The organism is Spirosoma oryzicola (genome assembly GCF_021233055.1).
Classification (GTDB): Bacteria; Bacteroidota; Bacteroidia; order Cytophagales; family Spirosomataceae; genus Spirosoma; species Spirosoma oryzicola.
The window spans coordinates 4,317,343-4,331,871 of sequence record NZ_CP089538.1; the positions used below are offsets into that span (position 1 = coordinate 4,317,343).

7 protein-coding genes are annotated in these 14,529 nt (G+C 49.4%); 3 read left to right on the plus strand and 4 right to left on the minus strand.

All coding sequences use genetic code 11. From position 1 onward, the window contains the following. The first annotated feature begins 105 nt into the window (after positions 1-105). The 3 genes from LQ777_RS18350 (at position 106) to LQ777_RS18360 (ending at position 7,110) form a co-directional block, all read left to right on the plus strand. Positions 106-3,717 carry a CRTAC1 family protein gene (locus LQ777_RS18350; RefSeq protein ID WP_232559392.1) on the plus strand — a complete coding sequence of 1,204 codons (3,612 nt, stop codon included), beginning with the start codon at positions 106-108 and terminating at the stop codon, positions 3,715-3,717. 110 nt (positions 3,718-3,827) lie between these two features. Then, a complete protein-coding gene (locus tag LQ777_RS18355; RefSeq protein ID WP_232559393.1) occupies positions 3,828-5,375 on the plus strand; it encodes an FG-GAP repeat domain-containing protein in 1,548 nt (515 codons plus the stop codon). Positions 5,376-5,442: 67 nt separating this feature from the next. Beyond that, positions 5,443-7,110 (plus strand): NFACT RNA binding domain-containing protein, encoded by a 1,668-nt coding sequence (locus tag LQ777_RS18360; RefSeq protein ID WP_232559394.1) that lies wholly within the window; start codon positions 5,443-5,445, stop codon positions 7,108-7,110. A gap of 40 nt (positions 7,111-7,150) precedes the next feature. Here LQ777_RS18360 and LQ777_RS18365 read toward each other — a convergent pair whose 3' ends face one another. From LQ777_RS18365 to LQ777_RS18380, 4 genes are all read right to left on the minus strand, one after another. Then, positions 7,151-8,365 carry a glycosyltransferase family 1 protein gene (locus tag LQ777_RS18365; RefSeq protein ID WP_232559395.1) on the minus strand — a complete coding sequence of 405 codons (1,215 nt, stop codon included), beginning with the start codon at positions 8,363-8,365 and terminating at the stop codon, positions 7,151-7,153. A gap of 146 nt (positions 8,366-8,511) precedes the next feature. Beyond that, positions 8,512-10,110, minus strand: a complete 1,599-nt coding sequence (locus LQ777_RS18370; RefSeq protein ID WP_232559396.1) for a sensor histidine kinase — start codon at positions 10,108-10,110, stop codon at positions 8,512-8,514. Positions 10,111-10,436: 326 nt separating this feature from the next. After that, positions 10,437-11,534, minus strand: coding sequence for a glycoside hydrolase family 5 protein (locus LQ777_RS18375; protein WP_232559397.1), 1,098 nt, complete (start codon positions 11,532-11,534; stop codon positions 10,437-10,439). Between the two features lie 107 nt (positions 11,535-11,641). Further along, the gene (locus LQ777_RS18380) at positions 11,642-14,359 is read right to left on the minus strand and encodes a DUF5686 and carboxypeptidase regulatory-like domain-containing protein (protein WP_232559398.1); all 2,718 of its coding nucleotides are present in this window, start codon (positions 14,357-14,359) and stop codon (positions 11,642-11,644) included. Positions 14,360-14,529: the final 170 nt, after the last annotated feature.

A 14,529-nucleotide genomic window follows, 5' to 3' on the forward strand; every position in this document is an offset into this window, starting at 1 on the left:
TGCCGTTATTCTCCAGTGAATAACAAAGGCAAAACCTCCTTTGTCTACACAAGAATCAGTTTATTGTACTAACGTCTAGCCGCTGTTTTTTTCATAAGTATTTTTATGACCTACCGTTATCTGTATTTTGTATTACTCTTTTTATCCAGTTACCTTATTACCTCCTGCCAGTCTTCGTCAAACCGATTATTTTCTTTGCTACCCGCTTCCGAGACGGGCATTACGTTTGCCAACCGGATCACCAACACTGACTCTACGAGTATTCTGGATGTTGAGTATTTCTATAATGGTGGTGGCGTGGCGTTAGGGGATTTTAACAAAGACGGACTACCCGATGTATTTTTTACCGGTAACCAGGTTGCGAACCGGCTTTACCTGAATAAAGGCGATTTCAAGTTTGATGACATTAGCACATCGGCAGGCATTACCGGGAACGGTAAGTGGTGTTCTGGTGCGACGCTGATCGATATCAACAATGATGGTTGGCTGGATATTTATGTCAGTGCGACGCTTAGTAAGTCTGATAAGCAGCGCGAAAATCTGCTGTACGTAAACCAGGGGCTACGTGATGGCAAGCCTGTCTTTCGCGAAATGGCGCATGAGTACGGCATTGCGGACGACAGCCATACGACCAACGCGGCCTTTTTCGATTACGACAACGATGGTGATCTGGACCTGTATTTGCTCACCGACCGCATCGATGAGTCGCCGAATGTGTACCGTACCAAAGTTAGCGATGGCTCTTCGCTGAATGCGGACCGACTGTACCGTAATGATTTTGACAAAAAACTCGGTCATCCTTTTTTTACGAATGTTTCGAAGCAGGCTGGGATCGTACACGAAGGGTACGGATTGGGCCTAAACATTACGGATATCAACCGGGATGGCTGGAAAGACATTTACGTAACGAACGATTACGTTTCGGATGACCTAATGTACATCAATAACCACGACGGTACGTTTACCGACCGGGCTGCCGAGTATTTCAAGCACACCAGCAACACGGCCATGGGGAATGATGTAACGGATATTAATAACGACGGCTTGGTTGATGTACTGGCGCTGGATATGTTACCCCGCGACAATTACCGAAAAAAGATGCTGCTGGCTCCCAACAACTACCAGACATATCTTTATAATGACGAATATAAGTTCAACTACCAGGTCGTACGCAATACGCTTCAGCTTAATCAGGGGCCGCGTCCTAATTCGAACACTCCGGCATTCAGTGAAATCAGCTTATTAGCCGACGTAGCCGAGACCGATTGGAGCTGGACACCGATGGCCGCAGACTTTGACCACGATGGCTTTCGCGACCTGATCATCACCAACGGATTTCCGCAGGACGTTACCGACCGTGATTTTATGACGTTCATCACCGAGAACGCCAACATTGCGACCAAAGATTATAAGCTTTCTCAAATTCCGGTAGTTAAGATCAGTAATTACGCGTTTCACAACAACGGCGATCTGACGTTTTCGGACGTTACGCAGAATTGGGGCATTGATAATCCTTCTTTCTCGAACGGGGCGGCTTACGGTGATCTTGACAACGACGGCGACCTGGACTATATCGTTAACAACATCAACGACTCCGCTTTCGTCTACCGGAACAACCTTATCGAGCGTAAGCCGGAAAAAGCCAATTACCTGCGCGTAAAATTTGCGGGTCCAACGTCGAACCCGATGGGCTTAGGCGCTTTCGTTGAATTGCACTACGGCGAAAACAACGGGCAACAGCAGGTGTATGAGCACAGCCCGTACAGGGGTTATCTGTCAACGGTTGAACCAGTCGCTCATTTCGGCTTAGGCAGCGCAAAGACAATTAGTGAAGTCCGCATTATCTGGCCAGGTACCGGGGGGCAAGCCGCACGGCAGCAGATCCTGCGGAACGTGAAAGCGAATCAGGTGCTAATCGTCGACAGTCGTAACGCGCATGAGCCTGTACCGGCTATCAAGCAACCGTCGAGTCTTTTCCACGAAGTAACCGACTCGCTAAAAATAGCTTTCCAGCATGAGGAGCCGGAATACATTGACTTCAACAACCAGAAACTATTACCGCATAAGTTTTCGCAGTACGGTCCCAGCGTATCGGTTGGCGACGTTAACGGTGATGGCTTAGATGACTTGTTTATTGGTGGCTCCAAATCGAAAAAAGGCCATTTCTTAATTCAGACAGCGGCCGGTTCGTTCGTTGACCGAGATTTATTGCCCGAACAGAAAGGTCCGGAGGATAAGCCGGAAGAAGACATGGGGACGCTGCTTTTCGACGCCGATGGCGATGGCGACCTGGATTTGTACATTGCCAGCGGTAGCATAGAAGGGCAGGCTAATACAACTGCTTTTCAGGATCGACTTTACATCAACGATGGGCCTAAAGGATCGGGTAAATTTATCCTGAGCCCCGGTGCAATTCCACAAAATGTGGTCAGCAAATCGTGCGTCAAAGCAGCCGACTTCGACCGGGACGGGGATCTGGACCTGTTTATCGGGGGACGTGTCGAGCCCGATCATTATCCAAAACCGGTATCAAGCTTTATCTTACGCAATGATGGCGGTTCATCGAAGACAGGCACACCTCACTTTACGGATGTTACAAAAACAGTAGCGCCAGGTCTGCAAACCATAGGGCTCGTGTGCGATGCGCTCTGGACTGATTCGGATAACGATGGTTGGCCCGATCTGCTGCTGGCTGGTGAGTTCATGCCGTTGACATTGCTGAAAAACCAACGCGGCAAACTAGAGAAAACCACTTCTGGTCTCGAAGGTCAGAAAGGCTGGTGGAATTCATTGGTAGCGGGCGATTTTGACCGGGATGGCGACATCGATTACATAGCGGGCAATTTGGGTCGTAACGCCCGGATGCGGGCCAGCGATACGGAACCAGTACGTGTCTACGCCGGAGATTTCGACAATAACGGTTTTTACGACGCCATACCGACGATTTTTATTCCCGATGCGGACGGAAAACGAAAAGAGTACTCCTTTCACGGGCGCGAAGATTTGATCAAGCAAATGATCGCCATGCGTCGCCGGTTCCCGTACTTCAAAGATTTTACAACGGCCAGCATCGACCGGCTACTTACGCCGGAAGAGCGACAGAGTGCGCTGGTCCTAGAAGCCAATTACCTGGAGTCTGCTTACGTAGAAAACAAAGGTGACGGCACGTTCGCACTTCATACGTTACCGACGCAAGCTCAGTTGGGACCCATCTTTGGCATGGTTGCCGAAGACGTTGATCGTGACGGCAATCTGGATGTCGTGCTGGTTGGTAACGACTATGGTGGCGAAGTTTTTGCGGGTCGGTACGACGCTTTGAATGGTCTGGTTCTTCGTGGCGACGGTAAAGGCAACTTTATCCCCCAATCAATTGCTAGTAGCGGTTTGTTTGTACCGGGCAACGCGAAAGGACTGGCGCAATTTACGGATAGCCGAGGACGGGAGTTGGTAGTAGCCACGCAAAATCGGGGTCGGCTATGCTTGTTCCGAAATAGTAAACCGGCTGCTAGCCTGCGGCTACGCCCTACTGATGCGTCGGCGTTACTTACCTTTGCGGATGGCAAGAGACAAAAAGTAGAGTTTACGTACGGCAGTTCGTTTTTGTCTCAATCGGCACGAACGTTACTGCTAAGTCCGTTGGTGAAAGCAGTCGAGATAACGGATTCACAAGGCCACAAACGGCAGGAACGTCCTCGCGTTGACGTAGCCTTAAAGTAAGTAATCCGCTTCACCCAAATCACTTGTCGGTGTAGACAAGTGATTTGGGTGAAGCGGCACATTTTTCATACTGCTCAGCAGCCAGCAGTAAAAAGAAGGGTACATCGATAGTGACTTATAATCATCATTTCTTTTTTCGGGCGTACAGTAAGTTAGTCGTCATTGCAGCCCTGGGAATTGCTATTTACAGTTGTCATTCAGGAGCCAGTGATCAGTTGGATAATCCGTTGGTTAAGGCAGGGCAGCAACTAGCGATCAAGCACTGCGGTTCGTGTCACCTGGTTCCTGAACCCAGCATGCTCGATCAGGAAACCTGGGACACCCACGTTTTACCCGCGATGGCTCCTATGCTGGGCATAGAATCGTACGGAAACGGCTATTATTTCGCGGGGCAGAAAGCGGCTGTCTCGTACGATAACTGGCAAAAAATAATGCTTTATTACAAAGCATTGGCACCCAGAAAACTTAAACCCGCCGACGTATCTACTTCGAATGACTGGTCCATTTTTTCGCTGACAAAGCCGCAGCGAGATACGACACAAACGTCGGAGACGACGATGGTTGTTATGGACTCAAGCCGTACCCATCTGTACTCCGGAGATGGAATACGTAATGACTTGACCTGCTGGGATCAGCAGCTACACCCGGTATGGCGAAAGCAGCTTAAGTCCCCACCTGTCAACGTAGCCTTTTACCGGGACAAGCAAGGCAACGAACGAGGAGTGTTTACTGGTCTGGGTACAATGGTGGCAGCCGATATTGCAAAAGGGGAACTACTTGACCTAGCGCTTTCTGGTAAGCCACGTAATGACTCGTCTACAATTCACAGCGATCTGCCCCGCCCGCTGCAATCACTAGCCGCCGACATCAATCGGGATGGACTAACCGACTGGATTGTATGCGGATTCGGTCACCTACGGGGTGGCTTGTACTGGCTGAAGCAAGAGAAAAATGGGCGGTTCACAAAACTGCCTATTAAAGAAATCCCGGGTGCTATTCAAGCCACCACGGGCGATTTTAACGCTGATGGCTGGCCAGATGTTATGGTTCTCTTCGCCCATGCCGACGAAGGAATCTGGCTTTTCCTAAACGATAAAAAAGGAGGATTTACTCAACAAAACCTGCTCCGATTCCCATCTGTCTACGGCTCAACCAGCTTTCAACTAGTCGATTTCAACAAGGATGGAAAGGTCGATATTCTTTACACCTGTGGTGACAACAGTGATTACTCTCAAATTTTCAAGCCTTACCACGGGGTGTATGTTTACCTCAACCAAGGTAATTTTCAATACAAGCAGGCTCATTTTTTACCCGTCAACGGTTGTACAAAAGCCATCGCCAACGACTTCGATCAGGACGGCGATTTAGACATTATCAGCATTTCCTTCTTCGCGGATTTTAAAAACAATCCGGCCGAAGGCTGTTTGTATTTTGAGCAGGAAAAAGCCTTTGAGTTTAAGCGACATGCGCTCCCCGTTAGCGACTATGGCCGCTGGATTTGCATGGACGTGGGCGACTGGGATCATGACGGCGATTCGGACGTAGTGTTAGGCAACTTTTCGAAGGGATTTCTCAACGAGCGCGATTTCAAACCCACCTGGGATACACACTTACCGTTTATCATCCTCACGAACACAACCAGAGATAAGAGCCGCTAAATATTTTAGGCAAAATGAAATGAGAAGCTCGTAAGCGGGGTTTTATAAGCTCTACCTTTGCCCGATTATGCATACGAACTATTATTTCCTTCGTCAACTGGCTCCCGCTCTTGAGACTCTATTGACCGGCCTCCGGTTTGTTGAGTGCTTCAGCCAGGATCGCGATGAGGTGGTGCTTGTCTTTGCCCAGGCCAAGGGAAAACAGAATTATTACAAGCCGTTTTACATAAAAGCCGTCTTACGGCCCGACTTTTCGGGGCTGTTGTTTCCTCAAACGGTGCAGCGCGCTCGTAACAATAGCGTCGATTTGTTTGAAGAAGTAACGAATTCACTGCCAGGGCAGGAAGAGGTTCAGGGCAGTAGTGACGAAACGGTAGAAGCAAATCGGCCGGGACGCGCGGTTATCGGTGTCCGCTCGTTTCTGAATGAACGATGCCTGGCAATCTTGCTGGAAGATAAGTACACTATGCTGTTCAAATTTTTCGGCAATCGTCCTAATCTCCTGGCGTTTCACGAGAATACGGTTACCGATCTATTTAATCAAAAGCTGTTGACAGATCGTCAGCTCGTGCTCGATGCCCTTGACCGACCTATTGATCAATCCTGGGAAGCGTTTGAAAAAGCAGGGTACGATCATCGAAAATTGTTTCCCACTTTCGGTAAGGTTGTAAACGAGTGGCTGAATGAACAGGCCGTCAATAATACGCTAACAACCCCGGAGGCCAAGTGGACGCTGATCCAGCAAACCTTACAGCAACTCGAACAGCCTCACTATTATTTAACCAAGCTTCATCACAAACCGACGCTTAGTTTGTTGCCTCTGGGCGATATACAACGTGAGCTTACGGACCCGGTCGAAGCCGCCAACCGTTTCTTTATTACGTACAATGGCCTAACTGCTTTTGAGCACGAAAAAGGGAACCTGCTTCGACTGCTGGAAAAGAGACGGAAGCGAGCTGAAGCCTTAATCGAAATTAACCTGCAACGCATCGTTGATCGGGAGGAAGGAGCCAGCCATGAAGAGATGGGTCATATTCTGATGGCTAACTTACATGACATTCCTATGGTGTCTGGAAGTAAATCGCCCGAAACCGTAACATTGACCGATTTTTACCGGGATCAACCCATCACAATCCGACTGAAACCAGACCTGAGTCCACAAAAAAACGCCGAGAATTACTACCGAAAAGCGAAGAACGAAAAAATCGAGGAAGACTATTTGACCGGACAGATCACAGCTCGGGAAGAAGAAATTACGCTTCTCGACCGGCAGAAAGCGGATCTTGAAGTAATTCAAACCTTAAAGGAGCTGCGCCGATACAGCAAGCAGCATAATCTACAGAGCGACCAGCTGGCTAATCAACTGGCAAGCGGTGACACAACGAATCTTTTTAAAGAGGTAATCATCGATAAGTTTCGCATTCTGATCGGACGAAACGCAAAAAACAACGATCTACTGACGCAGAAATACGCGTACAAAGAAGATTTGTGGCTTCATGCCCGCGATGTTGCCGGTTCGCACGTCATTGTAAAATATCAGGCCGGTAAACCGTTTCCCAAAAACGTGATTGAGCGAGCAGCCGAGCTAGCCGCCTGGTACTCAAAACGCCGAACGGACAGCTTGTGTCCGGTTATTGTGACGCCGAAAAAATACGTTCGTAAGCCCAAAGGCCTCGCCGAGGGCCAGGTAATTGTGGATAAGGAAGACAGCATTCTCGTTGTACCCCGCGAATAAAAAAATGGGCTAGGATGTCCTAGCCCATTTTCGCTGTAGTTTACTGCTCGATAGCAAGGCTTAGGTTGGCGACCATCAACCGGTTCATATCGTTCCAGGTGTGGTTCCAGGAATTTTCCATCAGGAAGCTGTCGATGGCGGCCCAGTCGGCTGGGTGTCCTCCGTTGAGCGCTTTCTCGATGGCCGCTTCGAAGGCATCCGCCGAATCAGCAATCTGGACGAAATCGGCGTTGCCGTAGGTACGCACTACATCACGAATTGGCGTAGACACAACGGGCAATCCACCGGCTAGATACTCAGGCGTCTTAGTCGGGCTGATGAATCGGGTTGAATCGTTGAGTGCAAAAGGCAGCATCGCAACGTCCCAGTTACCGAAATAAGCTGGTAGATCTTTGTACGCCTTCATGCCCAGGTAATGCACGTTATCTCCTTTCGGCAATAAATCCCGGCTGATCTTAACGATTGGACCGAGTAAGATAAACTGCCATTCGGGCCGACGCTGGGCTACTTCACCAAGCAATTTGTAATCAAACCGTTCGTCGATAACTCCACTAAAGCCAATCCGTGGGTTGGCTAGCGAACGCTGATCTGCCGGATCGGGCTGCGGCTGGCGAGCTGCCGAAAAATGCGAGAAATCGATACTGCTTGGGAACGCGAATACCTGCGAATGCCGGTTGCGCTTGGCTTCGTACAGGCTATGGCCGCCCGTAAATACGATATCGGCTTTGTCGATGAGTCGCTTTTCTTCGGCCAGCAATTGCGGAGGAGCTCCCCAGAAAGCCGACAGTTCGTCCATGCAATCGTAAATCGTCAGGCGCGGTTGCAGATGATCACTGAACAACAGAGCCATCGGAGTGTAATACCAAGCTATAAAATTCCCAATACGTTCGTTCTGCAAAAACTCATCCAATAGCTGACGCTGTAAGCGAATGGCTTCGTCAGGTTTCGTTCCATGAGGAAGATGCGGCACCAGCACGGTTAGCCGGTCGGTCTGCTGACAAGTAGTAAGTCGTGTTTCGTTACTCCAGATGGGCTCCTCAATAAACCATACACGGTAGTTTTTCGTAGCTCGGGTCAACAGATGTTGCGGACGTTGATAAACGAAGTTCCACCGTAAGTGCGAAAAACAGATCAGATCATGGACATCATCGACTGAGAACGAGGAGGAAGGGCGATTTGTACTAGTCGTCGTTGATGGGCGGCTAGTTAAATTAAGAGCATTTGCTGAATCAGGCGTTGCGTCCGTAATTTTCATAAGCTGTTAGCAGAAGAAGGGTGACAAATTAGAATGGCCAATAAAACACCAAACTTATATCCTTCTTCTGCGAAAACCTGATGTGTAACAAAAATGTTGATCAGCCGAAAGATTTATTGAGGCAGTGGCCCCTGCAAGAGTAGCCTCTACGCTCTAGGCAGAAAAACACGAAATATTGCACCGTTACCTTCCTGACTGCTCGCCGTAATGTAGCCGCCGTGAATATCAGCCACTTTTCTGCAAATGGCTAGACCCATTCCGGTTCCGTCGTACTGCATTCGGCCATGAAGCTGCTGAAAAATGGTGAATATTTTGTCCAGATAGCGCTCATCAAATCCGATTCCGTTATCAGCGACGGTCAGGACTGCAAACCGCCCCTCCGCCGACGGCCCATCTAACAGCGTTGCGGGCAAATCGGATTCCGTGGCTACATAGCCACTGATACGAACCTGGGGAGGAATTGGCGTTCCGGCAGAATCGATTTGCTGAAACTTCAGCGCATTACTGAGCAAGTTCTGAAACAACTGACGCAGCAAAGCTACGTCGCCCTGGACCATGGGCAGCGGATCGACAGTAAGCTGTGCCTTGCGATCATAAATCGTTAGTTCGAGATCGTCAGCCACTAAGTCAATCAACTTGTTGAGATCAACCGGACTAAATGTTTTAGCATCTCCCGATAGCCGGGAAAAAGTCAGCAGATCTTGAACCAATGACCGCATACGCCCCGCCGAGACCTGCATGCGCTGGATCAGATCGGTTGCAGCCGCACTTAATTCTTCAGTAAACTGATCGTTCAGCACATCACCGAATGAAACTATTTTCCGCAGCGGCTCTTGCAGATCGTGCGACGCTACGTAAGCAAACTGTTCCAGGTTATGATTCGACCGGTGAAGTTCCTGCACGGTTGCCTCCAGCTGCTGCTGCAATTGTTTGGCCTCCGTTACATCTTGTATTGTAGCAACAAATCCATCGTTCAGGTGATTGAGGGTAACGTTGAACCAGCGATCCAGCGACGGAGCATATTCTTCGAAACAAATGGCGTCTCCCGTATCGAGCATATGCCGCAACTGCTCCATCCATTCCGGTTTTACTGGATAAATATCGGTCAGCAGTAACCCCGTAAAGTGCATAGGAGTCTGGCTGATCAGCCGTTCGAACTGTTGATTAGTGAGTGCAATGCAAAAGTTTAGCAGGTTATGCTGGTCGTCGCGAACCGCTTCAAAGACGACGATAGAATTAGGCGAAGAGTTTAATACACCATTGAGTAGCGTGGTTTGTCGGGCTAATCGACGGGCGGCATGGTGCAGATCACTGGTTTCGCTGTAAGAAAGTAGCAGGCCGTCGTGACCAAACGGAGCCGCCGACTGAACGATCCACACGTCGTGGTCACCGACCTTATAAGTCTGCTCAACCCGCTGCGCTTCATTCGTTTCAATTACCTTGATGTAGGTCTGCCACAACTTCGTTTCGCGAACTGTCGGAAAAAAATCCGTTAGCAGTCGTCCTGTGATATCGGCGCTTTCTTCGTGGTTGTTACCCAGTGTATCGCGTAGTGCTGTATTATTGGCAAAACGATATTGAAAATTGACGATTGGTCCATCGGGAGAAGCCCCTTCGCGAACGGCCACAAGTCCTACTAAGCCGTTTATGGAATGATTCAGTACTTGTTGCCAGAGAAAGGCGCGCTCGTCAGTAGATAGTTCAAATCCGGGAGGTGCAGTTTGATAAAGAGACAGGTTAGTCATGAAGGTTACGGTACGATATTGGACAGCTACTTAATTATAAGAACTTCAGGATTAATGATTTCGTATAAATAGTTTAGTAGCAGGCAGAAAATAGGCGATTTTAGGTAAGTTGACTAGAGAGCCCAAACAGAAGTCAGGCAGGAATTTCAGACACTTGTAAATCAGCCATTTACGCATACAAGTGTTTATCCATCGAAACTAGCCATTTCGACATTCAAAGATGAGTAACTGTTTCGATATATTGTTTACCGATGAATAGATACGATCTAACCGCACCAGTGGGGTCTGACTACTCGCTACGGGCCTTTCTGCAACAGGCGGGACTACTAATATTTTTGTAACAAAGTTAGCATTCGTTCATCCAGCAGCATTCCCTGATGCTCTTTGTAGGTTACGTCGGCTCGGTCGCTGTTAAGGATACCGAATGCGCCCCGAAAATTCCAGAGCGCCCAGCCCCATCCGGCCTCTTTCCAAAGCTTCAGGTGATCTTCCATATACCGCAACGCAACGTCGTGGGGCGTTTTATTGTAACAACCCCACTCGCCAACGTGAACGCCTACCCCTTGCTTTTGTAGTTTCTTCCAGGGGTCAATGGTAATTTTTTTCAACGTCTCGGCGTTCCAGACCACGTTCATCCAAGTATTCGGCCAGGTAGGCGAAGGTGCGTCTTTCAGCATGGGCACCCATTCTGCCTTGTAGTGGCTCACATTCATCGGTAGGTAACCGCGCGTACTCTGACCAACATGCAGATTAACCAGGTCAAATACGGGCTGGTTACCGTATTGCAAGCCATCAACAATAATCAACCGGTTAGGGTCAACAGAACGAATTCCTTCGACCAGCGCCGTTACGACGCGAATGTATTTTGCCTCGTCGGTATTCGGCTCGTTGATCAGGTCGAACGAAACCTCCCGGTTAGGCCGACCTTTGTAACGCTCGGCCAGATGCTTCCAGTGAAAAACGGCAGCTTCCAACGCCCGATCATCGGTCCAGAGATCGAGTGGTTCGGCGGGCGGGTTCACGCAGTAGCCGGGAATCCGGTGCAAATTTAGATTGACGTGAATTTTATGTTGCTTTCCGTAGTCAACGGCCTGATCTACTTCTTTCAACACGCGCTCGTTTAGTTCGGTCCAGTGTGCCGGATCGGGCGTAGCCCAGCAATGGTACGACATAGGCAACCGAACGAAATTGAAGCCCCAGTTTGCAATCCATTCGAAGTCCCGTTCCTGATACGGTCCGGCAGGTTCGGGGCCGGTCGTACCCGCAACAAATTTTTCGAGTAGGTTAAACCCCCGCCAGCGCGGCAGCTTGCCCGGTTTTGGTTCCGGTAAAATTGACGAATCAGCGTCGGCCATAACGGATGTTAATTGGTTCAACCCAACGGCTGCGGTTAGCGATGTTTGCAGAAACAGACGACGCTCCATAAGCGATGTATACTGTAGGATGGCAACTGTATGCTAAACCATTCCGGCGATCAATAGGATTTCAATTAGCCGAAATAATAAGCTGGCCTCCCAGTCGTACGTCGTTCTTACCGCCCGAACTTAAGTGTCGTGCCTACCCGGAAACCCAATCCCTGGTATTTCGCATCCTGCCACTGCGAAACAATTTCTACCCGAAAAAACGGAAACACCTGCGGAATCAGACCGTCCAGTCCATAGCCTACTTCGGTATAGTTTTTAGAAACGAGCGTGTACAGGGAATGCACAAACAGATTTTCTTTCATACCGAGCAGCCGCATAAACGTTACCTGCGTAAGAAGAAACTTACGGAACTCGGCCAGCACGTGACCTTCTACAAAACGCTTGCCGGTACTGTACTGGTAATACGGCAGCATTCGGAATGTTGATACAACATCGCCCTGCTGCAAGAAAAACTGGTTACCAGCGAAGTGCTTGAAATCAGGAAAATATAGTTGCTTATCATTCAGGAAAGCGCCGGCTCCGATTTGGTAATTCAGACGGCTCCGAATACCCGTTTCGAACGAATGACTGATACTTGCCTGCAAGAAATCATAGTCGACAGCGGAATTAGCAATGCCGTGAATGCCTTTCCGGTAGTTGACACTCAGTAATGGGCTTTCATTATTGCGTAGTGCAGTCCGTCGGCCGTTGCGCATGGTGTACTGCATGGCCCCTAGCCGAGCCGATGCCGTCAGATTTAGGACTACTGCATTGTGTATTGGGAAGCCCGTGTTGGCCAGTTCGTTATTATCGGGTCGGTTTGCCGTAAACTCCCGCCTTGGCGAATCGATCCACGGTTTCAGATCCTCCCGATAATTCGCCAGTTCGGTCCGCTGGGCGTACTCTAACCCGCCCGTCAGACTGACGCGCTGCTTAAACGGTGTTGCCGTAACGGATAGATTCAGAAAATCTTTCTGGTACAGTTTGGCAAAGTTCTGCTCGAACAGCAGCGTCGTCAGCGAGTTCAGGAACGGGCTAATCGGATTGTTGGGATTGAACTGGTACAGATACCGCCCACCCGACAGACTCACGAGCGTATTTTTGTGCTGATAACTAGCCAACCCATACCCCACGAATTGCTTACGCCCAAACTGATAACGGCCCGTTCCGCCGATATTCCACTCCCCCAACGGAATTTTGCGGAATCGATTGATCGAGTCAACTCGGGCCTGGTACCGGTAATTAAGCGCCCCTTCCAACGTGTAGCCTTCTACGGTGTTGTATTCGATTCGCGTGATGGGGCTGGTATAAATTAGGGAACTCCGTTTGTTGAACCGCCAGGTATTACCACCGATCAGCTGCCCTACCGAAAACGCTTTTGACTTCTTTTGTTGTGTGGTGTCGCGTCCGGTGGTATCTTTTGTTCCGGGTGCTTTTATTTCCCGTGTCAGGCCCAAACTATCAGCCTTGCGGTAGCTCTTAACCTCGGCAGATGTCAGGGGCACCGACCGTAGTGAATCCCAGAAAACGTTAGACCGTTTACGCGCCAGGGAATCGACCTCCAGTGAGTCGTCACGCACTACCGTTACATCCTCTTTGCGATTTTTCCGGGCCTGCTTTTCCTGCTTCTCGTATTCTTTGACAAGCTGCCGTAAGTTCTTGGTCGAAAATTCTTTCTGTTTCTTGACTAGTTCATCAAACTGCTTTCCCTTGATATCGCTCTTGGCAAGCGTATTCGCGGGAGCGCCTTTTTTTTCATCGGCCACTTCGATATCCTCCACAAAAGCCGGGTTGACCACAAATTCGGTGAATGTCAGGTTACGGATGTAATACCCATTCCCTTTTACGCCCAGGTAGGAACCGCTGCCGCTGAACCGTTGGTTGGTTGGCATCCAGACACCCTGAATTGGTGTACATACGTGCCGGATACTGATCAGGATACCGATGTTGTTGACCGTTTCCAATTGCAGGCTATGGATTGCCCAGGTGTTTTCAATGATGTAAATAGTACCCCGAAAAACGCCCTCACCCCACTGCCGGGGAATAACCTGAATCTTGCTAATCTCAATTGCTTTTCCGTCCGGCCCATTCTCCCGAAACGTACCCTTGTATTCAAACTTGTAGTAAGCAAACGCTTTGGGCGACAACGGAGAAACCGTTCCGGCTATGGTTGGGTTGTAGAAGCTGGCGTTGTAGAACTGGTTAGGACTTAAGAAATCACCCTGTGAGTTGCGGTTGGCGATAATGCGCTGCCGATACGTATTGGGCTGACTAAACGACACTTCAGCAACGGTTTCGTTCAGCATCGGCACCCCCACCTTAAAATTGGCTTCTTTCTCCGCTTCTTTCAACTGCTTCCGAAACGCCATTTCGGCCAGGTTCGGCAAATCCGTTACGGTGAAGGATGACTTCGTGTACACCCGCGCTTTGAACCGCTGTACCTGCAACTGATGGAATCGGCTCTTGGCAATCGCCCGGCGCATAATGGTGTAAGCTGGATCTTCGTTACCCGCCTTCGTTTCCACTTCCGCGAGTCGCAGGGCCTGTTCTTCCAGCGTCACATCCAGGCTCGTAAAACCGGTTCCTACTTCTATTGATTTTTGAACAGTTTGAAAGCCCAGGTACTGAAAAACAACAACGTAATTTCCCGGCGCAAGTCCAATCTCGTACCGTCCTTCTGCGTTTGTGATGGTCCCGTTGGGCGTACCTTTGATCACAACAGCGGCATACGGCAAAGCCTCTCCCTGGACGTTTTTGACAACGCCCCGCAGGCCCGTGCTGCTCGTCTGGGCTAGAACGAATGTCGAGTAAAAAAAGGCAATGAATAGTAGTAACGTGGACTTCATACACGAATAGGTTGGTATTCAAATGGGTATAGCAAGCTAACGAACGAAAGGCACCATTCTATGCTTCGAGAGAAGATTTCAACTCGCGTGCCAGCCATACGCGAAGAGTGCTTTTGTCAACAGATACGCGAATAAACGCAATGGTTGGCAGTAGACACTGTTAAAAATCC

Coding starts and splice junctions, on each gene's coding strand:
- LQ777_RS18375 (WP_232559397.1), bottom strand. CDS start 11,534: ATGGAGCGTCGTCTGTTTCTGCAAACATCGCTAACCGCAGCCGTTGGG.
- LQ777_RS18380 (WP_232559398.1), bottom strand. CDS start 14,359: ATGAAGTCCACGTTACTACTATTCATTGCCTTTTTTTACTCGACATTC.
- LQ777_RS18370 (WP_232559396.1), bottom strand. CDS start 10,110: ATGACTAACCTGTCTCTTTATCAAACTGCACCTCCCGGATTTGAACTA.
- LQ777_RS18365 (WP_232559395.1), bottom strand. CDS start 8,365: ATGAAAATTACGGACGCAACGCCTGATTCAGCAAATGCTCTTAATTTA.
- LQ777_RS18360 (WP_232559394.1), top strand. CDS start 5,443: ATGCATACGAACTATTATTTCCTTCGTCAACTGGCTCCCGCTCTTGAG.
- LQ777_RS18350 (WP_232559392.1), top strand. CDS start 106: ATGACCTACCGTTATCTGTATTTTGTATTACTCTTTTTATCCAGTTAC.